Below are 24,289 nucleotides of genomic sequence, written 5' to 3' on the forward strand. Positions count from 1 at the left end.
CCGTCTTCTCCTGTCGTGAGTCGTGATCTTGCCGTTGCAAGCCCTTCGCCTGCCGTTGTTCCCGCGTGCCCGTCTCAAGCGCCTGGTCATCCTGGGGCTGGCACTGGCCAGCGTGCCGTTGGCCGCCTGCGAGAAGACCCTGCGCTGGGATGACGATCCGCCCTTCAGCATGCAGTTGCCCGACGGCAGCGTCGGCGGTCTCTACGTCGATTTGAGTCGCACCGTGCTCGAGCGCCTGGGCTGTCAGGTGCGCCTGGTCAAGCTGCCCTGGGCGCGGGCGCTCAAGGAGCTGGAACTGGGCCGTCTCGACGTGCTGCCCGGCGCCTTCCGCAAGCCCGAGCGCGAGGTCTATGCCTGGTTTTCCGGCGCCGTCTTGCCGCCCTCGCGCAACATCCTCTTCGTCCGCCACGGGTTGCCCGAGCGGGACAGCCTGCGGCAGCTCTCCGACCTGCCGGGCCGCGACTTCCGCCTGGGCGCGCAGATCGACGTGTCCTACGGCGAACCCTATCGCCAGCTGATGGCCGACCCCGACTATGCGGCGCGGGTGTTCTTCAACCCCAGCCGGACCAACCTCTGGCACATGGTCGACAAGGGTCGCATCGACGGCATCATCGCCGACGAGCACAGCGGCCGGTACGAGTTGCAGCAGTTGGGCCTGGCCAAGCGCATCGAGCCCACCGGCGTGGTGGTCTCGGCGGAGTCGGCGGAAGTCGCCTTCAGCAAGCGCACCCAGGACGAGGGCTTCGTCCGCCGCTACGCGCAGACGCTGAAGACGCTGGTGGACGCGGGCGAGGACCGGCGCATCCTGCAGCACTACGTGAGCAACTGAATCAGGGCGAGCGCCAGAGGTTGGTGCGGCGCGCCTTGGCTTCATGTTCCTCGAACTGGTACTGGCCGACTTCCTCCGGCGTCTGCGCGTCGCTCTGCCGCCAGCTCGCCAGGCCGATGCTTAGCTGCGCCCGGCCGATATCCAGGGTATGACCGCAGTTCGGGCACTCCGCCGGCGTGACCCACACCGCCGCGCGCAGGCTGCCGTCGGGCAGCGGCTCGGCGTGCTTGAGGGTGGCGCTCTTGCCCAGCGCGAGCTGCACCAGGGCCGCGCGGGAGCGCTGGCCGAAGGGGTGTTCCAGTGCCGGGGCGCTGACGCCGCGCAGGTGAATGGTCACGTCGCGGCCGTCGGCGCGCTGGCAGGTCAGCTGGTCGCCGCTGAAGACGGCGGTCACCTGGCATTCCTCATCCGCTTGGGCGGCGAGGGGAAGGACGAAGAGCACGAGCAGTGCGGCACGAACGAATGGCATGGAACCTCCGGTGGACCCTGTCAGCATAACCGCTGCGGCTGTCCACCGGCGTTCCGATCTGCAGCTTTTACTGGATCAGCGACATCACCTGCTCGCCGTAACGCCCGCCGGCAGCCGCGCCGCTGGGGAAGATCGCGTCGAGCTCCAGCAGCTCCGCCGGAGTCAGCACGAGGTCCACGGCGGCGACGTTCTCTTCCAGGTATTTGCGCTGCTTGGTGCCGGGGATCGGCACCAGGTGCTCGCCCTGGGCCAGCACCCAGGCCAGTGCCAGTTGCGACGGCTTCACGCCGCGGGCGGCTGCCAGTTCGGCGACCTTTTCGACCAGGCGCAGGTTCTTTGCGAAGTTGTCGCCGGTGAAGCGCGGGCTGGAGCGACGGTAGTCGTCCTCGGCGAAATCATCCGGGCTCTTCAGTGCACCGGTGAGGAAGCCGCGGCCCAGCGGGCTGTAGGGGACGAAGCCGACACCCAGGCGCGCGCACGCGTCCAGTACGCCGTTCTCTTCCGGGTCGCGGGTCCACAGCGAGTATTCGCTTTGCAGCGCGGTGATCGGGTGGACCTTGTGCGCGCGCTCCAGCGTCTGCGCCGAGGCTTCGCTGAGGCCGAGGTAGCGCACCTTGCCGGCCCGCACCAGCTCGGCCATGGCGCCGACGGTGTCCTCGATGGGCACGTCGGGGTCAACCCGGTGCTGGTAGTACAGGTCGATGTGGTCCGTGCCCAGGCGTTTCAGGCTGCCTTCCACGGCCTGGCGGACGTATTCCGGACGCCCGTTGGCGCCACGCGCCTGGGGTTGCTCGGGTGTGCGCACGATGCCGAACTTGGTGGCGAGGAAGACCTGCTCGCGCTTGCCCTTCAGGGCGCGGCCGAGCAGTTCCTCGTTGGTGTGCGGGCCATAGATATCGGCGGTGTCGAGCAGCGTCACGCCCAGCTCCAGTGCACGGTGCAGGGTGGCGATGGATTCTGCCTCATCGCTGCCGGTGGTGTAGAAGTCGGACATGCCCATGCAGCCGAGGCCGATGGCGGAGACGACAGGGCCTTGCTGGCCAAGGCGACGAGTCTTCATAGCGAATGCTCCGAGGGGAAAAAAGGGGGCAGGACCATTCTTGTTGTTTGTTCGGCATGGATAAACTGGCTGTTTGCGGTTTAACTATTCAGCCTGGATGAATAATCGGAGTGCGCCATGGACCGCTTGCAGGCCATGCAGGTCTACACCCGCATCGTGGAACTCAAGGCCTTCGGCAAGGCGGCGGACAGCCTGCAATTGCCCCGCGCCAGCGTGACCCAGCTGATCCAGCAACTGGAGACGCACCTGGGTGTCCAGTTGCTGCGCCGCACCACGCGGCAGGTCAGCGTCACCGCCGACGGCCAGGCCTACTACGAGCGCTGCGTGCGCCTGCTGGAGGACCTGGAGGACGCGGAAAACTGCTTCTCCGACTCGCCCGACAACCCGCGCGGCAAGCTGCGGGTGGACCTGCCCAGCTCGCTGGGGCGGCTGGTGGTGATCCCGGCGCTGCCGGCGTTCTGCCGGCGCTACCCGCAGATCGAGCTGGAGCTGAGCCTGAACGACCGCCAGGTGGACCTGGTGCGCGAAGGCGTGGACTGCGTGCTGCGCGCCGGCGAGTTGCCCGATTCCAGCCTGGTGGGCCGGCGCATCGCCGAGCTGGAGCAACTGACCTGCGTGAGTCGCGCCTACGTCGAAGCGTTCGGCCTGCCCGAGCACCCGGATCGGCTCGAAGGGCACCTGGCGGTGAACTACCAGTCGGCCTCCAGCGGGCGCATCTTCGACCTGGAGTTCCGCTTCGACGGCCACCTGCGCACCCAGCGGCTGCCCAGCCGGGTCACGGTGAATCATGCCGACGCCTACATTGCCGCCTGTCGCGCGGGCTTCGGCCTGATCCAGGCGCCGCGCTATCACCTGAACGAGGGGCTGGCCAGCGGCGAACTGGTGGAAGTGCTGCGCGCCTGGCAGCCGCCGCCACTGCCGGTCAGCGTCCTGTACCCGGTGCGCCGGCAGATGTCGCGGCGCCTGCGGGTGTTCTCCGACTGGCTCGGGGAGCTGTTCGAAGCCGGCATCGATTGAGCTCGCGCTCGTCGGAAAGCTGCGGGATTTGCCTGCCTGGGTCAATGCGCTGGCTATGCTCAAGCCCGCCGTAGAGCGCTGCGCAGTCGCTGGAGTTGCGGCGTTTCTTTTCAACCATTCCCTGAAGGAAACGACCCAAATGAGCATCGTCAAAGCAAAAGATGGCACCGAGATCTTCTACAAGGATTGGGGCAGCGGGCAGCCGGTGGTGTTCTCCCACGGCTGGCCGTTGAATGCCGATGCCTGGGACGCGCAGATGCTGTTCCTGGTGCAGAAGGGCTACCGGGTCATCGCCCATGACCGCCGCGGCCATGGTCGTTCGGGCCAGCCGGCGAAGGGCAATGACATGGACACCTACGCCGACGACCTGGCGGCGGTGATCGACGCGCTGGATCTGAAGGGCGCCACGCTGGTGGGCCACTCCACCGGCGGTGGCGAGGTGGCGCACTACATTGGCCGCCATGGTACCAAGCGGCTTTCCGGCGCCGTGCTGATCGGTGCGGTGCCGCCGCTGATGCTCAAGACCGCGGCCAACCCCGGCGGCCTGCCGATCGACGTGTTCGATGGCATCCGCAAGGGGGTGAAGGAAGACCGCTCGCAGTTCTTCAAGGACCTGGCGCTGCCGTTCTATGGCTACAACCGGCCGGGTGTGAAGGCGTCCCAGGGGGTGATCGACAACTTCTGGCTGCAGGGCATGATGGGCGGGCACCTGGGCCTGTACCTGTGCATCCGCGAGTTCTCCGAGGTGGACTACACCGAGGACCTGAAGAAGATCGACGTGCCGGCGCTGATCCTCCATGGCGACGACGACCAGATCGTGCCCATCGGTGCTGCCGGCCAGCGCTCGGTGGAGCTGGTGCAGAAGGGCGAGCTGAAGGTCTACAAGGGCGGTTCGCACGGCATGTGCACCACCATGGCCGACCAGGTGAACGAGGACCTGCTGGGGTTCCTCAACCGCTGAAGCCGTTCGCGAGCAAGCTCGCTCCTACAGGTGCCTGGGTGCTCTTCCTGTAGGGGCGAGCTTGCTCGTGAACTCTCTCTTCAATGGACGTGCTGGAGCACGTTCACCAGCGTCCCCAACGGATCACACACGAAGAAGCGCCGCACGCCCCAGGGCTCTAGGGTCAGCGCATAGGGAATTTCGTGGCCGGCCGCGAGGGCGCGCTCGTGTACCTCGTCGAGATTGTCCACTTCGATGGACAGGTCCGGCACCGGCGCTCCCGAGCCGCCTTCGCTGGCCAGGCTTATCTGTGCGGGCGCACTGTCGGCGCTGGCGAGGGTGATCAGCCAGCCGTGGTCCATCACCACCTCCAGATCGAACAGCTCGCGGTAGAAACGCGCGACGTCGGCGGGCTTGCCGGTAGCTAGGTTGGCGACGATGCGGCGGACGGTCATGGCTGAACTCCTTGGCTGGAGTCCGCCAGCATAGACGCTCAGTGCGCCGGGCGTGCCGGCGGCATCCGCCGGCGGTGGATGCGGTAGAACTGGTAAAGCACGCCGATCACCAGTACCAGCAGCGCGACCATCACCGCCATCTGCACCGGTGGCGAGTCCGGCCCGTGGCCGATGGGGTTCGACGGCGGCAGGCGCGACAGGGATTCGTTGAGCGTGGGAATCATCATCAGGAAGAAGCTGAAGCTCATCGCCGCGGTCTCCAGGTATTCCCGCAGGCCACCCAGGGCGCCGATGCGCTGTGCGTAGCTGCCGACCGCGAGGGCCAGCAGGCAGAGGATGCCGATGGCGTGCCCGGCATTGAAGCCGCCGGTGCTGGACAGGCCGAAGGCCGTCAGTACGCCGAGGATCATCCCGACGATGTACCAGCGCCCGGCGGGGCTGCGCGGGTCGATGCGACCCGCCTGGTAGAACGCCCACAACCCGGCGACCAGCGGCACCAGGCTGATGGCGGTATGCACGATACCCAGGGTGGAAAGCGGATTGGCCATGACCAGCACCTCGCGAGCGGACACTCGTCCGTGGACGCTTTTCGTGAACAGGGGCGCCACGCATCCACGAGCTGTGCCGGAGCACGGAGGGGCGGGTGTGTTGTCAGGGTAGACGCAACCCGCCGGGTAGAAGGGCTGTGCCCGGCTCAGCCGACGAACGTCACAGGCGCTTGTTGAGCCAGCGCGCGAGGCGGTCGCCGCCGAACTGGATCAGCGTCACCAGGGCTACCAGCAGGATGATCACCGTGAGCATCACCTGGGTGTCGAAGCGCTGGTAGCCGTAGCGGTAGGCCAGGTCGCCCAGGCCGCCGGCACCGATGGCGCCGGCCATGGCCGAGGAGTTGATCATGGTCACCAGGGTGATGGTGAAGCCGGCGACGATGCCCGGCCGCGCTTCGGGCAGCAGCACGTTCCAGATGATGTGCCGCGGCTGGCAGCCCATGGCCTGCGCCGCTTCGATCAACCCGTGGTCGACCTCGCGCAGGCTGACTTCGGCGATGCGCGCGAAGAACGGCGTGGCGGCGATGGTCAGCGGCACCACCGCCGCCCAGACGCCGTAGCTGGTGCCGACGATCAGCCGGGTGAAGGGGATCAGCGCGACCATCAGGATCAGGAACGGGATCGAGCGCAGCACGTTGACCACGCTGCCCAGGCTCTGGTTGACCAGGCGCGCCTGGAAGATCCCGCCAGGGCCGGTGGTGACCAGCACCAGGGCCAGCGGGATGCCCACCAGGAAGACGATGGCCGAGGACGCGCCGATCATCAGCAGGGTGTCGAGCAGGCCTTGCAGCAGGCGATCAGGCATGGGTGAGCACCTCCAGGCGGTCGGCGACATCGCGGGCGCGTTCGAGCAGTTGCGGGGCGCTGGCGGCAGGCGCGGCGACGCTCAGCAGCAGGCGGCCCAGGGCGCGGCCCTGGATGCGCTCGATGCCGCCGTGCAGCAGGCTGACGCGGCTGCCCAGCGCCTGGGCGATGGCCAGCAGGTCCGGCTCCTGCTCGCGTACGCCGGTGTAGTGCAGGTCGAGGATGACTTCGTCGGCCGAAGGATGCTCCAGGCGCGCCAGCAGGTCCGGCGGCAGGTGCTGTTGCAGCGAGCCGAGGAGGGTGCGGCTGACCTCGTGCTGCGGGTTGCCGAAGACTTCCCAGACATCGCCCTGCTCGACGATACGCCCGCGCTCGAGCACCACCACGCGGTCACAGATTTCGCGGATCACCGCCATCTCGTGGGTGATCAGCACGATGGTCAGGCCCAGGCGGCGGTTGATGTCGCGCAGCAGCGCGAGGATGGCCTGGGTGCTCTCCGGGTCCAGCGCCGAGGTGGCTTCGTCGCAGAGCAGGATTTCCGGCTGGTGCACCAGGGCGCGGGCGATGCCGACGCGCTGCTTCTGCCCGCCGGAGAGTTGCGCCGGGTAGGCATGGCGCTTCTCGGTCAGGCCGACCAGTTCGAGCAGCTCATCCACCCGCTCGGCGATGCGCGCCTTGGGCACGCCGGCCACGCGCAGGGGCAGGGCGATGTTCTGCGCCACGGTCTTGGCCGACATCAGGTTGAAGTGCTGGAAGATCATGCCGACGCGGCGGCGCAGGCCGACCAGTTGCTGGGCGTCGAAGGCGCCGATATCTTCGCCGTCGATCAGCACCTGGCCGACGCTGGGTTGTTCCAGGCGGTTGAGGGTGCGGATCAGCGAGCTCTTGCCGGCGCCGCTGCGGCCGATGATGCCGAACACTTCGCCACGGCGGACGGAGAGTTCGATGTCGCTCAGTGCCTCCACCGGGCCGTGGTGGCCGGCGTAGGTCTTGCCCAGCCCGCGCAGGGCGATGTGCTGGGTGGCGAGTTCGAGATTGCGATTGAAGCTGACCATGGTGGGAGCCTGTTCTCAAGTTCGGAGCGGGGCTGTTTCCCTCTCCCTAGCCCTCTCCCTGAAGGAGAGGGGACTGGTTCGGTGTGTTCGGGGGTATTGGCTTTTGGCCGGCGATTTCGGGCGAGATGCTCTTCGTAGGAGCGAGCTTGCTCGCGAACGGCCCCCGCAGCGCGGATTGGTTCGCGAGCAAGCTCGCTCCTGCAGGGTCAATTCCAGCCCGGCTGGTAGAGCGAGCCGTGGGCCTTGTCCAGCGCGGCGCGGACCTGGGGCGAATGCTGGTAGAGATCGACGAATTTCTTCAGCCGACCGTCCGGGTCCTTGAAGTCGTCACGGGTCACGAACTGGATGACGTACTCCTTGTTCTCGATGCCGTCGAACAGCAGCGCGCTGTTCGGGTCGATGGTCCCGGCCAGGCGGATGTAGTGCGGGTAGCCCTGGGCCAGGTCGACGTCGTCCAGCGCGCGCACCAGCTGGACCGCTTCCAGCTCGATGATCTGGATGTGCTTGGGGTTGGCCACGATGTCGTCCAGGGTCGCCTTGTAGCCCACGCCATCCTTGAGCTTGAGCAGCCCGGCCTTCTGCAGCAGCTGCAGGCCGCGGCCGCCATTGATCGGGTCATTGGCGATGGCGACCTTGGCGCCGTCGGGCAGGTCGGCGATGGCCTTGTACTTGGTCGAGTACAGGCCGACGTTGTTGATGATCCCCGGCGCGAAGGCCTTCAGGTGCAGGCCGCCCTCGCGGTTGGCGTTCTCCAGGAAGGGCGTGTGCTGGAAGTAGTTGGCGTCGATGTCGCCGTGGTCGAGGGTGATGTTCGGCGCGTTCCAGTCGGTGAACTCCACCAGTTCGACCTTCAGGCCCTGCTGGGCGGCTTCCTTCACCGCCACTTCCAGCGGTGGGGCGAAGGCGGCGGTGGTGCCCAGGCGCAGGGTATCGGCCGCCTGGGCGAGGCCGGCGGCGAGGAGGCTCAGGGAGAGGCCGAGGGTAAGCTTGAAGCGTGCATGCATGGCAACGAATCCTTATGGGTTTAAACGGAGAAGGCTGGAGTCGCTCCAGTGGCGGTTGCCTGGCGGAAGCTCGCGCCGACGTGCCGTGCGGGCAGTCGGGCGCGGCCGGCGCCGAAGAGTTTTTCCCGCAGGGTGCCGTCGGCGTAGGCCGTCTTGTAGGCACCGCGGTTCTGCAGTTCCGGTACCACGAGGTCGATGAAGTCGGCGTAGCTTTCCGGCTCCACGGTGCGGGTGAGGTTGAAACCGTCGAGGCCCGCCTCGTTGGTCCAGCCCAGCAGCTCATCGGCCACCTGCACGGGGTCGCCCACCAGCGTGGTGTAGCGGCCGCCGAGGGTGAACTGCTCCAGCAGCTGGCGCACGGTGGCGTCGGTGCGGGCGACGGTCAGTGCCTTGGTGGCGGACTCGATGGCGTTGGTCTTCTCGTAGCGGATCGGCTCGTCCAGCGCGTAGCGCGAGAAGTCGATGCCGGTGGTGCTGGCGAAGTGCGCAAGGCCTGCCTCGGCGCTGGCGAAGCGGCGGTATTCGGCGAGCTTGTCGCGGGCCTCGGCGTCGGTCGGCGCGACGATGACGTTGATGCCCATGAACACCTTGATGTCGTCCGCGCGGCGACCGGCATCCACGGCTGCCTGGCGGATGCGGTCCACCAGCACGCGGGTGGCTTCGCGGCTCTGCGCCGAGACGAACACGCACTCGGCGTGGCGTGCGGCGAAGGCCAGCCCGCGATTGGACGCGCCGGCCTGGAACAGCAACGGCGTGCGTTGCGGCGATGGCTGGCTGAGGTGGTAACCCTCGACGTCGAAGAACTCGCCGTGGTGGCGGACCTTGTGCACCTTGCCCGGCTGGGCGTAGACGCGGCGCTGGCGGTCGACGACCACGGCGTCGTCTTCCCAGCTGCCTTCCCAGAGTTTGTAGAGCACCTCCAGGTACTCGTCGGCGCGGTCGTAGCGGCGGTCGTGGTCGATCTGCCGCTCCTGGCCCATGGCGCGAGCGGTGCTTTCCAGGTAACCGGTGACGATGTTCCAGCCGACCCGGCCGTCGCTCAGGTGGTCCAGCGTCGACAGCCGGCGGGCGAACGGGTAGGGCGCCTCGTAGGTGAGGTTGGCGGTCACGCCGAAGCCCAGGTGCTGCGTGGCGCCGGCCATGGCCGAGACCAGCATCAGCGGATCGTTAACCGGCAGCTGGATGGCTTCCTTAGCGGTCAGCTCGATGCCGTTCTGGTAGACGTCGTAGGCGCCGAGGATGTCGGCGAGGAACAGGCCGTCGAACAGGCCCTTCTCCAGCAGGCGGGCGAGGTCGGTCCAGTGGCTGAGTTTGTTGAACTCGCTGGAGCGGTCGCGGGGGTGGGTCCACAGGCCGTGGTTGATGTGGCCGACGCAGTTCATGCTGAAGGCGTTGAGGAGGATCTGCTTCTGGGTCATGGGAAGTCCTTGCGAGGGCGGCTCGGTAAGGGCTCTGCGGCAGCCGTAGGGCGAATCACCCGGAACGGGTTGTTTACCGCCATGGCGGATAACGCCGGGGGCGTTATGCGCCCTACGATGCTGATTTCGAGGACGACTGGAGCGAGCGTTTTCCCCTCACCCCAGCCCTCTCCCGGAGGGAGAGGGGGCAGGCCGTGCCGGCTGATGCTGTGGTTTCTCCCTGCATCGAACGGTCCCCTCTCCCTTTGGGAGAGGGTTAGGGTGAGGGATTCTTGTGGGCGCAAGGCGCGGGGCATCAGATCGTCCCCCGGCGCGGCGGCAGTTGGTCGTTGAGGTAGTAGTTGCCCACCGCGAAGTACTTCCAGCGCGCCGGGTCGTGCAGGGTGTGCACGCGGGCGTTGCGCCAGTGGCGGTCCAGGCCCAGCTCGGCGAGGCTGGCGCGGCTGCCGCCCAGTTCGATCAGCTTGGAGCCCGCCAGCAGCGAGACTTCGGTGGTGATCGCCCGCGCCTCGGCCACGGCGATGGAGGCGGCGGCGACGCTCTCGGCATTGGGCTCGGCGGTGGCTGCATCGAGCACGCGGCCCGAGCGATCCAGCAGCGCTTCGGCGGCGTGCAGGCGGATCGCCAGGCGGCCGATTTCGTTGATCGCCAGCGGGTCGTCGCTGGCCTTGTCCACGCCCGAATCGATCCACGGCCGCGCCTTCTCGCGCAGGAACACCAGCGCATCCTCATAGGCGCCACGGGCGATGCCGGCATCGATGGCGGCGTGCAGGATCTGCGCGAAGGGACCGACGGTGGTCGGGCGCTCGAACGCGCTCTGGAACGGCACGATGTCGTCCTCGCTCACGGGCGCGCCATCGAATACCACGCTGCCGCTGCCGGTGGTGCGCTGGCCGAAGCCGGACCAGTCGTCGATCACTTCCACGCCCTGGGTGTCGCGGGCGATGAAGGCGAACTGATGAAGGCCCTCGTCATCGATGACCAGGGTGGGAATGCGCTGCGCGTAGAGCGCGCCAGTGCAGTAGAACTTGCGGCCGTGAATGCGCAGCTCGCCGCCTTCGCGCGTGAGGCGCGTGGTGCGGTCGTGGGCGGTGCGCGTGCCGATTTCCGCCAGCGCATTGCCGAAGCGCACGCCGGCCAGCACCTCGGCGAACAGGCGGGCCCGCTGCTCTTCGCTGCCATTCACCCGCAGCAGTTCGACGGCGTAGAAATGGTTCTGCGGAATCTGCCCCAGCGAGCCATCCGCGGCGGAGATGATCGCGATCACGCGGGCCACCGTGACGCGGGAAACCCCGGCGCCGCCGTACTCGCGGGGCACGGTGATGCCCCACAGGCCGGAGCGGCTGAAGCGTTCCAGTTCGTCCCAGGGCAGGCGACGTTCACGGTCGCGGGCGATGGCGCCTTCACGGAAGTCGGCGGCCAGGGCGCGGGCGACGTCCAGGGCTTCGTCGTCGCTGCGGATGATGTGGATGGGGCTGCTCTGTTGCAGGGGAGATTGTACGAGGCTGTTCATCGGCGCTCCTCAGATCCAGGAATGACGCGCCGGGCGGGCGCCGTTGAGGTGATAGGCGCCAACCGCCTGGACCTTCCAGCGCACCGGGTCATGCAGGGTGTGCACGCGGGCGTTGCGCCAGTGGCGGTCGAGGTTGAATTCGGCGAGGGTGGCGCGGCTGCCAGCCAGCTCGAAGAGCTTCTCGCTGGCGGCCAGGCTGATCTCGGTGGTCAGCACCTTGGCCTCGGCCACGGCGATGGACGCGCGGGCGGCGGACTCGTCGTCGATGGGCCGCGCGCTGACCTCGTCGAGCACATGGCCGGCGCGCTCCAGCAGCGCCTCGGCGGCGTGCAGTTCGACCTGCAGGCGGCCGATTTCGGCGATGGTGAAATGTTCTTCGCTGGCGTGCTCGACGTTCGCGTCGATGAAGGGGCGGGTGCGCGTGCGGATGAAGTCGATGGCGTCTTCCAGGGCGTTCGCCGCGATGCCGGCATCGATGGCGGCCTGGATCAGTTGCGAGACGGCGCCCTGGACGTTCGGCACATCGGCGAGCCGGCCGTTGTGGATCACCAGGGAACCGGAAACCGGGGCGTTGTCCAGCAGCACCGTGCCGCTGGCGGTGGTGCGCTGGCCGAAGCCGGACCAGTCGTCGACGATGCGCAGGCCTTCTACGCCGCGCTCGACGAAGCCCATGACGGCGCGGCCTTCCTCGTCGATGGCCTTCACCGCGACCCAGTGGGCGAAGAGCGCACCGGTGGAATAGAACTTCTCGCCGCTGACGCGGAAGTTCTCGCCGTCGCGAACCAGTCGCGCCTTGAGTTCGAGGGTGTTGCGGGTGTTGCGTTCGGGGCCGGCATTGCCGATGCGCCGACCGTTCAGCACGCCGCCGAACAGCACGCGCTTCTGCGCGTCGCTGGCGATGTTGTCGATCACGTTGAGCAGGCCGAACTGGTTCTGCGGAATCTGCCCCAGCGCCGGGTCGGCGGTGCAGATCACGCGGAAGACTTCGGCCACGGTGGCGTAGGAGACCTGCGCGCCGCCGTAGGCGCGGGGAATGCTGATGCCGCCCAGGCCGAGGGCGGTGAAGTGCTCCAGCTCGCGCCAGGGCAGGGCGCGCTCGCGGTCGCGGGCGGCGGCGCCGGGTTTCGCCAGGCGGGCCACTTCGTGGGCGGCGTCGATGGCCTGGGCGTCGTTGTCGATGCGGCGCGCCGGGAGTAGCCGGGGCGCCTGGTCACGAAGGTCCTTGGGTGCGGATTCGTAGGTCATGCGGTTTCCTGTGGTTGTGGAGCAGGGAATTCCTTTCCTGGGGAGCTCTTTGTAGGAGCGAGCTTGCTCGCGAACGAACTGCGCTGCGGAGCGAAAGGCTCGCGAGCAAGCTCGCTCCTACAGGTCATGCACGGCGCTTAGAACGCCGGGGCGATTTCGCCCTTGTAGCGGGTCAGGATGAACTGGCGGACTTCCGGCGAATTCAGCGCCTTGGCCAGCTTCTGGATGCCCGGGTCCTGGATATTGTCCGGGCGGGCGACGAGGAACTCGGCGTAGAGGTCCTTGCCTTTCTCCACGATCAGCGCGCTCTTGATGTCGATCCCGGCTTCCAGCGCGTAGTTGGCGAAGACGAACGCCAGGTCCACCTGCTTCACCGCGCGCGCCAGCAGGGCGCCTTCCAGTTCACGGATCTTCAGGTGCTTGGGGTTGTCGGTGATGTCGCGCTCGGTGGACTGCGGGTTGGTCGGGTCCTTGAGCTTGATCAGGCCGTTCTCGGCCAGCAGCACCAGTGCGCGGCCGGTGTTCACCGGGTCGTTGGGGATGGCCACGCTGGCGCCGTCGGGCAGCTCGGCGAGGGACTTGTACTTGGTGGAGTAGGCGCCGAATGGCTCGATGTGGATGCCCACCACCGGTACCAGGTCGGTGTGGCGGGTCTTGTTGAAGTCATCGAGGAAGGGGCGGTACTGGTAGTAGTTGGCGTCGAGGTTCTTCTGCGCGAGCTGCAGGTTGGGCTGGATGAAGTCGGTGAAGACCTTGATGTCCAGGTCGACGCCTTCCTTGGCCAGTTCCGGTTTGACGAACTCGAGGATCTCGGCGTGGGGCACCGGGGTGGCGCCGACCACGAGTTTTTCCCCCGCGTGAGCGGAGAAGGCGACGACGGCTGCCAGGATGGCGATGGCCTTTTTCATGGGTGTTGCTCCTTGAACAGTAGTGGGTGGGCCGTCGTGGGGTGGACGTGGGGCCTTGTTGGCAGCGGGGCCGGCTGCCGGCGGCTGGATCGCAAGTGCCGCTCCCGGGCGGGGAGTGGGCGGGGAATTCAGCGCCTCGTGTAGCGCGCGACGAGGCGGTCGCCGCTCATCTGCAACGCCTGCACCAGCAGGATCAGCAGGGCGACGGTGATGATCATCACGTCGGTCTGGAAGCGCTGGTAACCGAAGCGGATGGCCAGGTCGCCCAGGCCGCCGCCGCCGATCACGCCGGACATCGCGGTGTAGTCCACCAGCACGATGGCGGTGACGGTCACGGCGGCGATCAGCCCGGTGCGCGCTTCGGGCAGCAGGGTGTGCCAGATGATCTGCCAGGTGCTGGCGCCCATCGCCTGGGTGGCTTCCACCAGGCCGCGGTCGACCTCGCGCAGGGCGGTTTCCACCAGCCGCGCGAAGAACGGCGTGCAGCCCACCACCAGCGGTGGAATGGCACCGGCGACGCCCAGCGAGGTGCCGGTGATCAGCGTGGTGACCGGGATCAGCACGATCAGCAGGATGATGAACGGCAGCGAGCGCAGCATGTTCACCACCACCGACAGCGCGCGGTACAGGCCGGGGCGGGCATGCAGCTGGCGCTTGCCGGTGAGGTACAGCAGCACGCCCAGCGGCAGGCCCAGCAGCACGGTGAAGGCCAGTGCGCCGCCGAGCATGGCGAGGGTGTCCAGGCAGGCCTGGGCGAGGTCGTGCCAGTCGAGGTTGCGGAACCAGCCGTCCATCACTGCTCACTCCTGCGGAGCTTCGCCGCGCGGTGCGGCGCGCGCAGGCGGTCGCCCTGGCCGAACAGCTTGTGGCGCAGGGTGCCCTGCTCGTACTCGCGCTTGAACAGCCCGCGTGCCTGCAACTCGGGCACCAGCAGGTCGACGATGTCGACGAAGGTTTCCGGTGCCACCAGGCTGGAGAGGTTGAAGCCGTCGACGTCGGTTTCCTCGACCCAGGCCTGCAGCTGGTCCGCCACGGTCTGCGGCGAGCCCACCAGCAGCGGGCCGTCGCCACCCAGGGCGCAGTAGTCGGCGATTTCGGCGGCGGTCCACTGGCGCTCCGGGTCGGCGGCGCTGAAGGCATCCACCGCGGACTGGATGGCGTCGCTCTGTACGTGGCGCAACACCTGGTCCGGCGCGTACTGGCCGAAGTCGATGCCGGTCCAGCCGGACACCAGCGCCAGGGCGCCCTCGCGGTCGCTGTACTGGCGGTAGTCCTCCAGCTTGGCCAGGGCCTCGGCGTCGGTCGGCGCGACGATCACCGTGAGCTGGTTCAGCACCAGCACGTCGCTGGCCTGGCGGCCGGCTTCCACGGCGAGGCGGCGCAGGTCGGCGACCTGGTCGCGGAGGATGCGTCTGGTCGGCGCAGCCACGAACACGCATTCGGCATTGCCGGCGGCGAATGCCTTGCCGCGGCTCGACGCGCCGGCCTGGTAGAGCACCGGGGTGCGCTGCGGCGAGGGCTGGCTGAGGTGGAAGCCGGGCACTTCGAAGTGCTCGCCCTTGTGCTGGATGGGGTGCACCTTGCGCGGGTCGGCGTAGACGCCGCTGGCGCGGTCGGCGACCACCGCGTCGTCATCCCAGCTGGCTTCCCAGAGCTTGTAGCAGACCTCCAGGTATTCCTCGGCCAGGGCATAGCGCTGCTGGTGGTTGAGCTGCTGCTTCAGGCCCAGGTTGCGCGCGCCGCTGTTCAGGTAGGAGGTGACGATGTTCCAGCCGGCGCGGCCACGGGTCAGGTGGTCCAGCGTGGAGATGCGCCGGGCGAAGGGGAACGGGTGCTCGAAGGACACCGAGGCGGTGATGCCGAAACCCAGGTGTTCCGTGGCCGCGGCCATGGCAGGGACGATCTGCAACGGGTCGTTGGCCGGCACCTGCGCGCCGGCGCGCAGCGCGGCGTCGGCGTTGCCGTGGTAGACGTCATAGACGCCCAGCACGTCGGCCAGGAACAACCCGTCGATCTTGCCGCGTTCGAGGGTCTTCGCCAGCTCGATCCAGTAGTGGATGTCGGTGTAGCGCGCGGCCTGCTGGTCGCGCGGGTGGCGCCAGAGGCCGGGCGACAGGTGGCCGACGCAGTTCATGGCGAAGGCGTTGAGGCGGATCTCTTTCATAGCGGGTACCAAAACGGTGAATAGGCCGTCGCGAGCGATCCGAGAGCAAGGCGGACGGAGCGCAGCGACGAGACATATCGAGTTTGATAGGCGAGGAGCGAGCACCGCCCAACGCAGCTATCGGTTCGCGCAGCAGGCGTATTCACCGTTTTCAGTTCCAGTCGTGGCGCGGCGGACGCTTATCGTTCAGCAACCAGTTGCCGACCAGGTGGTACTTCCAGCGCACCGGGTCGTGCAGGGTGTGCACGCGGGCGTTGCGCCAGTGGCGGTCGAAGGCATGGCGGGCGAGGGTGGAGCGGGTGCCGCCCAGCTCGAACAGCTTGTTCGTGGCGTCGATGGCGACCTCGGTGGTCAGCACCTTGGCCTTGGCCACGGCGACCGAGGCGCGGGCGACGCTGTCTTCGTCCGGTGCCGGGCGGGCGGCATCCATCACCTTGCCGGCGCGCTCCAGCAGGGCGTCGGCGGCCTCGATGCGGATGCCCAGTTCACCGACCTGGATGATGGTGAGCGGGTCTTCGCTGGCTTTCTCCACGCCGGCGTCGATCCACGGGCGCGCCTGTTCGCGGACGAAGGCGATGGTGTCGCGCAGCGCCGCGCGGGCGATGCCGGCGTCGATGGCGGCGGTGGTGATCTGCGCGAACGGGCCGGCCAGGGTCGGCACGTCGTAGGAACGGTGCGTGGGGAAGACGTTGAACGCCGGCACGCGCAGGCCTTCCACCAGGACGGTGCCGCTGGAGGTGGTGCGCTGGCCGATACTGGCCCAGTCGTCGACGATGACGAGGCCCGGCGTGCCGCGCGGGACGAAGGCGAGCTGGGCGTTGTTCTGCTCGTCGAGGCCCAGCACGCCGATCCAGTGGGCGTACAGCGAGCCGGTGCAGTACCCCTTGCGGCCGTCGATGACCACGCTGTCGCCGTCGTGGCGCAGGCGGGTCTGGATGTCCTGGACGTTCTTGCCGCCGGTCTCCGACAGCGCGTTGGCGAAGCGGTTGCCCTTGAGCGCGAGGTCGAAGAAGAAGCGCTTCTGCTCGTCGGTGCCTTGCAGGCGGATGTCTTCCAGCAGGCAGTAGTGGTTCTGCGGAATCTGCCCCAGCGACGGGTCGGCAGCGGAAATGATCGCGATGACCTCGGCGAGGGTAGCGTAGGACACTTCGGCGCCGCCGAACTCGCGGGGCACGGTGATGCCCCACAGGCCGCTGTTGGAGTAGACCTCGACGACCTCCGGCGGGACCTCGCGGTTGCGGTCGCGCTCGGCGGCGCCTTCGAGCAGGAAGGCGGCGACCTTGTGAGCGACCGAGAGGGCTTCGGCGTCGGAGCCGATGCGCTGCGCGTTGGGTTCGCGGATGTCGTAATGGGCGGATTCGGGGAGTTGGGGCATGGCAGTACAGCGACCTCGGCAGATGAATCGACCCGGCGTTCGGGTCTGTCTGATCAGGTCATTGCACAAGCTGTGCCGGAAATTAATTTCCTTTTAAATCAACTACTTGTGTTTTTAGTCCAACAGTTGAGGCGCTGGGCGGACAGCAAAGTGTTGGGTGGGTGTTGCTGGGGCAACAGTGCTTTAGCAGCGATTGGCCGTGCAGGAGCGCCTCCACAGGGAAGCCCCGGGAAGCCCCAACGTAGGATGGCGTGGAGCGCAGCGATACCCATCAATTGCACTGCAGGGCGCGCCAGCGTTTCCGCCGTCGAGGCAGGCAAATAACCCGTTTCTGCTCCTACAGGGAGGCGCCGAGCTGGGCGGGTTCGCGAGCAAGCTCGCTCCTACGAAGAGCCCAACCGATCCGGCTTTGGCTTGGCTTTGGCTCTTAGAGACTTCCAGAGAAATGTCCGCACGCGCCGAATGCCCCGTTCAGGAGGCCGAGTGGAAGCGGAGTTTCAGGGGTTGAGCGACAGGGATGTCGCGAGAGCGGCGATGGGCCAGGGATGGCCCTTCGACGCGTACCCCTGAAACTTCGCTGGAACGAGGGTATTTTTCGCCTAAGCGAAAAACCGGATGTCCGGGGCAAGACCTTTTGGTTCCTTTTGGGGCGTTTGCCAAAAGGGACTCGCCCGAGGGGGCGAAACACAGAGCCCTCGCGCACGCCGAAGCGGCGCAGAAACACCCGATCCCAAGCGCGTAGGGCGGATAACCAGACCTTGTCCGCGAAGTCCCTTGCAGATACATCGATATGCCCGGCGAACTTCGGTGCGATGGATTCAATTGCAGGTCGCGGGCATGGCCCGCTCCTACAGGGTGGCGCTGTCGACGATCAGGCGATGTCCTGGCACACGTCGATCCAGTCCGCCGCCACCAGCTGCGCCAAACGCTGCGGTTCGATTCTCACCGCGCTGTGCACGGCACCCGCCGCCGGCAGCACTTCGTCGAACGCCTGCAGCGATACATCGCAATACACCGGCAGCGGTGTGGCCAGGCCGAACGGGCAGACGCCGCCCACCGGGTGGCCGGTCAGCTCCACCACTTCCTCGGCGCCGAGCATCTTGGCCTTGCCGCCGAAGGCGTCCTTGAGCTTGCGGTTGTCCAGCCGCGCATCACCGCGTGCCACCACCAGCACGGTGCGCTCGCCGACGCGCAGGGATAGCGTCTTGGCGATGCGGCCCGGCTCCACGCCGTGGGCTTCGGCGGCCAGGGCGACGGTGGCGGTGCTGGTTTCCAGCTCGATGATGGCAATGTCGGGGGCCTTTTCGGCAAAGAAGGCGCGAACCGATTCCAGGCTCATGGGCAATGCTCCGTGTGGTGCGAAAACCTCTGAATCTAGGGAGCGCGGCCCCGTCTGTCCAGACCGGAAGGGTCAGCGCCCATGGATCAGCAGGGCTTCGATGCCAGGCACCTTCAGTCCCTGCTCGGCATTCACCAGCTCCAGGCGCGCGGCGAAGATTCGCAGCTCCCGCTCGGCGGCCTGCACGGCGCGCGTCAATGCGCTGTGCGGCACGCTGACCGAGCGCTGCGGCGCCGGTGGGGAGAACGCCTCGCTCGCGCTGCGGAAATCAAAGGTGACGGTCTGGTGCTGCTGGCTGATCTCCGGCGACGGGTGCCCGCTATAGAGGTAGGCGCCCGTGCCGGCGGCGATGCGCTTCCAGCTGCGCAAGTCGCCCAGGTCGCTGCAGCATTGCGGCAACAGCGCATCCACATTGCCCGCACGCAGCACGTAGCCGCCGGGCAGCGGGCGGACCTGGCGCCAGTCCGCCGATCCGCTGAGCTGGTCATGGCAATGCAGGCGGATCAGTCGCGCGATGTCTGCATCGCTCAGTTCGGCAATGCGGTGAAAGGCGCTGCCCGGCAGGTACGGCCTGAGCGCCGGGCCGAAGCCGTGGGCCTGCAGGCTGCGCTCATGATAGGCCCGCCAGCGTTCCCGGTGTTCCCAGTACGGCCCCTCGGCTGGCGGCGGAACGCTGTCCACGAGGTAGAACAATTCGATGACGGGGATGAGCTGAACCTGCATGGGGGCGCCGGGATTTTGCCGAGCGGCACGTTCTAATGGCGCGGGCCCTGGGCGTCCATAGCGAATTTTCCTATATCGCCGCCAGGAAGCTGTGGCGCGACCTATGCTCAAAGCCCCGTTGCCCTGCTGAAATTTTTTTGCGTGGCCTGTCGATCTGCCGTCACGCCCATCGACTACTTGTCAGGAACCGGTAGCCACCGGCCGCCCCGCTAGCCATTACAAGAGACTCACAAGAGGAGAAAGACCATGCGTTTCATGGTGATCGTCAAAGCCACCGCCGACTCCGAAGCCGGTGTGATGCCCAAGGAAGAGCTGCTCGCCGCCATGGGAGCCTACAACGAGGAACTGGTGAAGGCCGGCGTGATGCTGGCCGGGGAGGGCCTGCACCCCAGCGTGAAGGGTGCACGGGTGCGCTTCGATGGCGCGTCGCGGCAGGTGATCGACGGCCCGTTCGCCGAAACCAAGGAGCTGATCGCCGGTTTCTGGATCATGCAGACCGCGTCGTTGCAGGAGTGCATCGACTGGGTCAAGCGCTCGCCCAACCCCTTCGACGGCGAGTCCGAGATCGAGATCCGGCAGATCTTCGAAGCCGAGGACTTCGGCGCCGAATTCACCCCTGAACTGCGCGAGCAGGAAGAGCGCCTGCGCGCTGAAATCGCCAGCAAATCCTGAGCCTGGAGGATACCGCCATGTTGATGAATGCCTATCTGGTTTTCGACGGCAACTGTGAAGAAGCCTTCCGTTACTACGCAGAGGTGCTGCGCGCCGAGCTGCCGGCGCTGATGCGCTTCGCCGACGCGCCGGGCTGCGAGGACATGCCCGAGGCGCTGAAGAACCGCGTGATTCATGTCCGCCTGGAGGTGGACGGCCACGTGCTGATGGGCTCGGACGCCTCGCCGCAATGCGGCCAGTACGAGGGTTTGAAGGGCGTGTCGATCACCCTCAATGTCGACACCAAGGCCGAGGCGCGGCGCCTGTTCGAAGCCCTCGGCAAGGGCGGCAAGGTCACCATGCCGCTGGATCAGACCTTCTGGGCCGAGCTGTTCGGCGCGGTGGAAGACCGCTTCGGCGTGCCGTGGATGATCAATTGCGAGAAGGAGGCCTGACGCAGCATCTCCCTGTAGGGGCGCCCCATGGGCGCGCTCGCGGGCATGGCCCGCTCCTACACAGGATGGGGGCGGGCTCGATTTTCTGTAGGAGCTGGCCATGCCTGCGACGGATCGGGCACCGGAGTTCCACGGACGAAGTCCGCCAACGGGACTCTTGCAGAGCGGACGATGTCCGCGTTCGCGGGCATGGCCCGCTCCTACAGGCTGGTGGCGGGCTCGCATTTCTGTAGGAGCTGGCCATGCATGCGACGGATCGAGCACCGGAATTTCGCGGACGGAGTCCGCCGACGTGGCTCTTGCAGAGCGGACGATGTCCGCGTTCGCGGGCATGGCCCGCTCCTACAGGGTGGTGGCGGGCTCGCTTCTGTAGGAGCTGGCCATGCCTGCGACGGATCGAGCACCGGAATTTCGCGGACGGAGTCCGCCGACGTGGCTCTTGCAGAGCGGACGATGTCCGCGTTCGCGGGCATGGCCCGCTCCTACAGGGTGTCTTTACCGGCGGCGGCGCGAAACCGCTCCGGCGTTGTCCCGGTGAACCGCTGGAACGCGCGGTGGAAGCTGGTGACATGCTCATAGTCGAGCAGGAAGGCGATCTCCTGCAAGGCCATCCGGCTGGCCAGCAGGTAGCGCTGGGCCAGCGCCATCCGCACTTCCAGCACGATGCCCTTGAAGGTCAGCCCGTGGTCGCGCAGCCGGCGCTGCAGCGTGTGCGGCGGCAGGCGCAGCCACGCGGCGGTCTGCTCCAGGTCCGGCAGGGGAATGCGTGCGTTCTGCAGCAGGTAGTAGCGCACATCGTCGGGCAGCGACGGGCCGCGCTCGAAGCTGGCCAGCGTGGCCGCGCCTTGCGCCTGGCAGAGCCGGCTGACCGACGGGTTGGCGGTGGAAAAGGGCTGGTCGTGAAACGCCTTCGGAATCCACAGCTCGGGCTGCTCGGCATTGAACTGGCACGGGCCGGGAAAGAGTTCGCCATACACCGCGGCATGGGCCGGCGGTGGGTAGGGCAGGTGCAGCTGCATGTCGCTGCAGCGTTCCAGGTCCGGCAGGCGTTGGCACAGCCAGCGCCAGGTGCTGCTCAGCCACTCCTCGCAGAGGGCGATGCGCTCCACTTCGTTGAACGGCGGGAGCTTGAGTGTCAGGCGGATATGCTCGCCGAGCTCCTCGCGGCGGGTGTGGATCGGGTGGGGCATCAGGCTCGACGGCTGGCCGAGGGAGATGTCCCAGGAGCGCCGCAGGTTGGCCGCGCTGATCAGCGCGTAGCCGATCACCCCCAGGTCGTAGAGGTTGTAGCGCTGGCCCAGGCGCAGGAAGAAGTCGGTCTCGCCGAGCAGCCCGGCGGCCTGCTGCAGCAGGCGGTAATAGCGGGCGAAGTTCATCTTCGGCGCGGCCGCCTCGCCGTCCGAGGGCAGGCCGAGACCGCCCAGCAGCGGTAACAGCGGCGGTAGGGTGGGGCGGGCGCGCCACTCGTCGAGGAAATGGCGGAACAGTTGGCGCGCGGCGTAATCGATGTCGAAGGAGGCGGTGGGCATGGGCGGGCTCAAGCTGTCGTCTTGTGCTAGTGAGTTGTCATCTTATGCTAGTCGGGGAGGGAAGGCCGAGCCCTATACTGGCTCCACGAACAAGAACAACAAGGGCCTGCCATGACCGCTCCGGACCGCTTCCGCTCCTCCCATTCCCCCAGCGACCGCTTCGCTGAACTGCTGCTGCACAACGCCCGCTTCTATACCCTCGACCCCGCCCAGCCCTGGGCCGACGCCGTGGCCATCCGCGACGGCCGCCTGCTGGCGGTGGGCCGCCGCGAAGACATGGAGCACCTGATCGGCCCCGACACCCTGGTGCGCGATCTCGACGGCGCGTTCTGCATGCCCGGCCTGCACGACATGCACACCCACCCGGACCTGGCGCTGAACCCGCGCTACGCCGACGACCTCGACGTGGGCATCGAAGACCCGACCCCGGAGCAACTGGCCAGCGCCATTCGCGCCTATGCCGACAGCCACCCGGGCGACGGCTGGGTCTACGGCCAGTACTGGGTGCGCTACACCTTCCGCGAAGCCGGGCTGAAACCCGGCCGCGAGTGGCTCGACAGTATCCTGCCGGACCGCCCCGTGGCGCTGCTGGACCGCATGTGGGGCACCATGATGGTCAACTCCCGCGCGCTGCAACTGGCCGGCATCGACGCCAGCACCGCCGACCCGCGCAACGGCTACCTGGAGCGCGACGAACTGACCGGCGAGCCCAACGGCCTGCTGATCGACGGCGCCTACGCGCTGATCCACGCGGCCATGCCGCCGACCCCGGCCAAGGTGCTGCGCCAGTCCTATCGCGATGGCGTGCATTTCCAGAGTTCCCGCGGTGTCACGGCGGCCAAGTACCTGCATGTCTGCGAGAACCGCCTGGACGCCCTGAAGTACCTCGACGACGCCGGCCAGCTGACCCTGCGCGTGGAAGCGGCGATCAGCTGGCAGGACGACATCTTCCCGGTGCGGCGCCGCTGGGAGCTGCTCAGCGGCGAGCGTCACTACTACCGCAGCGCGCGGCTGTCGGCGAACGCGGTGAAATTCCACTTCGACGGCACGGTCGAGCCGCGCTCTTCCTTCCTTATTACGCCTTGGCCGGGCGAGGACGCCTGGCGCGGCAAGCTCAACCTGACCCCCGAGCACATCACCGACATGGTGGTGGACATGGACCGCCGCGGCATCCGCGTCATCGCCCACTGCACCGGTGATGCGGCGTCCGATGTGTTCCTCGATGCGGTGGCCGAAGCGCGCCGACGCAACGGTTTCAGCGGGGTGCGCCACCAGTGCGCGCACAGCACCATCCTGCATCCGGGCAACCTCAAGCGCTTCCGCGAGCTGGAGGTGATCGCCGAGTTTTCCCCGGCGGCCTGGTACCCGACGCCCTTCGCCAGCGGCGCGCGCTCGGGCTACGGCGCCGACCGGCTCAAGCGCATCTATGACTTCAAGGGCGTGCTGGCAGCTGGCGGTATCGCGGTATTCGGCACCGACTGGCCGGTGGCCTCCATCGATCCCTGGCTGGCGCTGGAAACCCTGGTGACCCGGCAGAACCCCTGGAACGACGACCCGGCGTGCTTCGGCGAGCCGATCAGCCTGGAGCAGGCAATCCGCGTGGCGACCCTCAACGGCGCCTACGCCATGGGTCTGGAAAAGCTCACCGGCAGCCTGGAGGCCGGCAAATCGGCGGACTTCATCGTGCTCGACCGCAATCTCTTCGACCAGCCGGCGCGCAACTTCATCCACCGCACCGAGGTGCAACTGACCTTCGTCGAGGGCCGCCCGGTGTACGACCGCCTCGGCCAGTTCAGCGATACCGCCCTGGCGGCGGTGTGGCAGGGCGAGCCGCCGCGCATCGAGGGGGTCAACGCATGAATGCCGCGAGCATTCCGGTGACCGTGGTCGCCGGCTTCCTCGGCGCCGGCAAGACCACGCTGTTGCGCAACCTGCTGGAGCGCTGCGAAGGCCGGCGCCTGGCGGTGATCGTCAATGACTTCGGCGAGCTGAACATCGACGCCGGCATGATCGCCGAGCAGACCGAGGCCGTGTACAGCCTGGAGAACGGCTGCATCTGCTGCAGCGTGCAGGACGACCTGCTGGCCCAACTGGAGCGCCTGGCGACGATGCACCCACCGCTGGAGCAGGTGGTGATCGAGTGCAGCGGCGTGTCCGACCCGCAGCGCATCGTGCAGACCCTGGGCTACCCGAAGCTGCGCCGGCGCCTGCATCTGGACGCCGTGCTGACCGTGGTCGATGGCGCGCGTCGCGAACCGCTGGAAGGCGAGTACGCGCGGCTGGAGCGCATGCAGGCGGCGGCTGCCGACCTGTTGCTGCTGAACAAGTGCGACCTGCTGGACGCCGAGGAACGCACCCGCCTGCGCGAGCGATTCGGTCGTGGCGCGCGGGTGCTGGAGACTATCCAGGCGCAGATTCCCGATGAGCTGTTGCTCGGCGAGCCGTCACGCAAGCTGCGTCCCCATGGGCAGGAAGGCATCGACCATGGTGATCTGTTCGATAGCTGGAGCTGGCAGGGCGAGGCGGCCTTCGATGGCGCACGCCTGAAGCACTGGCTGGAGAACCTGCCGCGCGGCCTGTTGCGGCTCAAGGGTCTGATTCGCCTGGCAGGGCAGGGCGAGAGCGTCTGGCTGCAATACGTGGGCGGGCGCTATCAGCTGCGCCCTGCCACGGCGGGCGAGGCGTCGCAGGGCGCGCGGCTGGTGTTCATCGCCGAGAAGAATGCGGGGCTGCGGGCGGATCTCGAAACCGGGCTGCGCCAGTGCTTCAGCTCTTCGTAGGAGCGGAC

General features: G+C 67.5%; 24 protein-coding genes. 7 read left to right on the top strand and 17 right to left on the bottom strand.

From position 1 onward, the window contains the following. The first annotated feature begins 22 nt into the window (after positions 1 to 22). The gene (locus N0B71_RS19565; RefSeq protein WP_259754364.1) at positions 23 to 829 is read left to right on the top strand and encodes a substrate-binding periplasmic protein; all 807 of its coding nucleotides are present in this window, start codon (positions 23 to 25) and stop codon (positions 827 to 829) included. Position 830: 1 nt separating this feature from the next. Here the strand turns inward: N0B71_RS19565 and N0B71_RS19570 are convergent, their stop codons facing one another. Together N0B71_RS19570 and N0B71_RS19575 are read right to left on the bottom strand one after the other, a co-directional pair. Beyond that, positions 831 to 1,298: a thermonuclease family protein gene (locus tag N0B71_RS19570; RefSeq protein ID WP_259754365.1), complete on the bottom strand. Its 468-nt coding sequence runs from the start codon at positions 1,296 to 1,298 to the stop codon at positions 831 to 833. Positions 1,299 to 1,365: 67 nt separating this feature from the next. Beyond that, the gene (locus tag N0B71_RS19575) at positions 1,366 to 2,358 is read right to left on the bottom strand and encodes an aldo/keto reductase (protein WP_259754366.1); all 993 of its coding nucleotides are present in this window, start codon (positions 2,356 to 2,358) and stop codon (positions 1,366 to 1,368) included. A gap of 117 nt (positions 2,359 to 2,475) precedes the next feature. Here N0B71_RS19575 and N0B71_RS19580 point away from each other — a divergent pair, with 117 nt between their 5' ends. Both N0B71_RS19580 and N0B71_RS19585 read left to right on the top strand, forming a co-directional pair. Then, a complete protein-coding gene (locus tag N0B71_RS19580; RefSeq protein WP_259754367.1) occupies positions 2,476 to 3,375 on the top strand; it encodes a LysR family transcriptional regulator in 900 nt (299 codons plus the stop codon). Between the two features lie 139 nt (positions 3,376 to 3,514). Further along, a complete protein-coding gene (locus tag N0B71_RS19585; RefSeq protein ID WP_259754369.1) occupies positions 3,515 to 4,336 on the top strand; it encodes an alpha/beta fold hydrolase in 822 nt (273 codons plus the stop codon). An 80-nt stretch (positions 4,337 to 4,416) separates the two neighbouring features. Here the strand turns inward: N0B71_RS19585 and N0B71_RS19590 are convergent, their stop codons facing one another. The 14 genes from N0B71_RS19590 to N0B71_RS19655 form a co-directional block, all read right to left on the bottom strand. Continuing rightward, entirely contained in the window at positions 4,417 to 4,770 is a 354-nt protein-coding gene (locus N0B71_RS19590; RefSeq protein WP_259754370.1) for a VOC family protein, read from the bottom strand. A 38-nt stretch (positions 4,771 to 4,808) separates the two neighbouring features. After that, positions 4,809 to 5,318 carry a hypothetical protein gene (locus tag N0B71_RS19595; protein ID WP_259754371.1) on the bottom strand — a complete coding sequence of 170 codons (510 nt, stop codon included), beginning with the start codon at positions 5,316 to 5,318 and terminating at the stop codon, positions 4,809 to 4,811. Positions 5,319 to 5,478: 160 nt separating this feature from the next. After that, positions 5,479 to 6,153, bottom strand: a complete 675-nt coding sequence (locus N0B71_RS19600; protein WP_259754373.1) for a methionine ABC transporter permease — start codon at positions 6,151 to 6,153, stop codon at positions 5,479 to 5,481. Then, entirely contained in the window at positions 6,116 to 7,177 is a 1,062-nt protein-coding gene (locus N0B71_RS19605; protein WP_259754375.1) for a methionine ABC transporter ATP-binding protein, read from the bottom strand. Before N0B71_RS19605 ends, N0B71_RS19600 begins: the two co-directional genes overlap by 38 nt. Positions 7,178 to 7,383: 206 nt before the next feature. After that, complete coding sequence (locus tag N0B71_RS19610) at positions 7,384 to 8,181, bottom strand: MetQ/NlpA family ABC transporter substrate-binding protein (protein ID WP_259754376.1); 798 nt, start codon at positions 8,179 to 8,181, stop codon at positions 7,384 to 7,386. A gap of 20 nt (positions 8,182 to 8,201) precedes the next feature. Then, positions 8,202 to 9,599 carry an LLM class flavin-dependent oxidoreductase gene (locus tag N0B71_RS19615; protein ID WP_259754377.1) on the bottom strand — a complete coding sequence of 466 codons (1,398 nt, stop codon included), beginning with the start codon at positions 9,597 to 9,599 and terminating at the stop codon, positions 8,202 to 8,204. Positions 9,600 to 9,894: 295 nt separating this feature from the next. Further along, positions 9,895 to 11,112: an SfnB family sulfur acquisition oxidoreductase gene (locus N0B71_RS19620; protein WP_259754378.1), complete on the bottom strand. Its 1,218-nt coding sequence runs from the start codon at positions 11,110 to 11,112 to the stop codon at positions 9,895 to 9,897. Positions 11,113 to 11,121: 9 nt separating this feature from the next. Continuing rightward, complete coding sequence (locus N0B71_RS19625) at positions 11,122 to 12,357, bottom strand: SfnB family sulfur acquisition oxidoreductase (RefSeq protein ID WP_259754379.1); 1,236 nt, start codon at positions 12,355 to 12,357, stop codon at positions 11,122 to 11,124. A gap of 137 nt (positions 12,358 to 12,494) precedes the next feature. Next, positions 12,495 to 13,265 carry a MetQ/NlpA family ABC transporter substrate-binding protein gene (locus N0B71_RS19630; RefSeq protein ID WP_243804850.1) on the bottom strand — a complete coding sequence of 257 codons (771 nt, stop codon included), beginning with the start codon at positions 13,263 to 13,265 and terminating at the stop codon, positions 12,495 to 12,497. Positions 13,266 to 13,393: 128 nt separating this feature from the next. Continuing rightward, on the bottom strand, positions 13,394 to 14,059 hold the full coding sequence (locus tag N0B71_RS19635) for a methionine ABC transporter permease (RefSeq protein ID WP_151186665.1): 666 nt from the start codon (positions 14,057 to 14,059) through the stop codon (positions 13,394 to 13,396). Continuing rightward, positions 14,059 to 15,429 carry an LLM class flavin-dependent oxidoreductase gene (locus N0B71_RS19640; RefSeq protein WP_259754381.1) on the bottom strand — a complete coding sequence of 457 codons (1,371 nt, stop codon included), beginning with the start codon at positions 15,427 to 15,429 and terminating at the stop codon, positions 14,059 to 14,061. The genes N0B71_RS19635 and N0B71_RS19640 overlap by 1 nt, the downstream gene beginning before the upstream one ends. Before the next feature lie 151 nt (positions 15,430 to 15,580). After that, positions 15,581 to 16,804 (bottom strand): SfnB family sulfur acquisition oxidoreductase, encoded by a 1,224-nt coding sequence (locus N0B71_RS19645; RefSeq protein ID WP_259754383.1) that lies wholly within the window; start codon positions 16,802 to 16,804, stop codon positions 15,581 to 15,583. A gap of 871 nt (positions 16,805 to 17,675) precedes the next feature. Then, positions 17,676 to 18,143 carry a YbaK/EbsC family protein gene (locus N0B71_RS19650; RefSeq protein WP_259754384.1) on the bottom strand — a complete coding sequence of 156 codons (468 nt, stop codon included), beginning with the start codon at positions 18,141 to 18,143 and terminating at the stop codon, positions 17,676 to 17,678. Positions 18,144 to 18,215: 72 nt separating this feature from the next. Next, entirely contained in the window at positions 18,216 to 18,866 is a 651-nt protein-coding gene (locus N0B71_RS19655; RefSeq protein WP_259754385.1) for a hypothetical protein, read from the bottom strand. 246 nt (positions 18,867 to 19,112) lie between these two features. On the opposite strand from N0B71_RS19655, the gene N0B71_RS19660 reads away from it, so the two are divergent. Together N0B71_RS19660 and N0B71_RS19665 are read left to right on the top strand one after the other, a co-directional pair. Continuing rightward, complete coding sequence (locus N0B71_RS19660; RefSeq protein WP_138216636.1) at positions 19,113 to 19,538, top strand: YciI family protein; 426 nt, start codon at positions 19,113 to 19,115, stop codon at positions 19,536 to 19,538. A 17-nt stretch (positions 19,539 to 19,555) separates the two neighbouring features. Continuing rightward, entirely contained in the window at positions 19,556 to 19,972 is a 417-nt protein-coding gene (locus tag N0B71_RS19665) for a VOC family protein (protein WP_259754387.1), read from the top strand. 482 nt (positions 19,973 to 20,454) lie between these two features. Here the strand turns inward: N0B71_RS19665 and N0B71_RS19670 are convergent, their stop codons facing one another. Further along, complete coding sequence (locus tag N0B71_RS19670; RefSeq protein ID WP_259754388.1) at positions 20,455 to 21,501, bottom strand: AraC family transcriptional regulator; 1,047 nt, start codon at positions 21,499 to 21,501, stop codon at positions 20,455 to 20,457. Between the two features lie 111 nt (positions 21,502 to 21,612). Between N0B71_RS19670 and N0B71_RS19675 the strand changes: the two genes are divergently transcribed. Both N0B71_RS19675 and N0B71_RS19680 read left to right on the top strand, forming a co-directional pair. Next, on the top strand, positions 21,613 to 23,361 hold the full coding sequence (locus N0B71_RS19675; RefSeq protein ID WP_259754389.1) for an amidohydrolase: 1,749 nt from the start codon (positions 21,613 to 21,615) through the stop codon (positions 23,359 to 23,361). Continuing rightward, the gene (locus N0B71_RS19680; protein ID WP_259754390.1) at positions 23,358 to 24,281 is read left to right on the top strand and encodes a CobW family GTP-binding protein; all 924 of its coding nucleotides are present in this window, start codon (positions 23,358 to 23,360) and stop codon (positions 24,279 to 24,281) included. The genes N0B71_RS19675 and N0B71_RS19680 overlap by 4 nt, the downstream gene beginning before the upstream one ends. Positions 24,282 to 24,289: the final 8 nt, after the last annotated feature.

It is taken from the genome of Pseudomonas sp. GCEP-101, from assembly GCF_025133575.1.
Lineage (GTDB): Bacteria > Pseudomonadota > Gammaproteobacteria > Pseudomonadales > Pseudomonadaceae > Pseudomonas > Pseudomonas nitroreducens_B.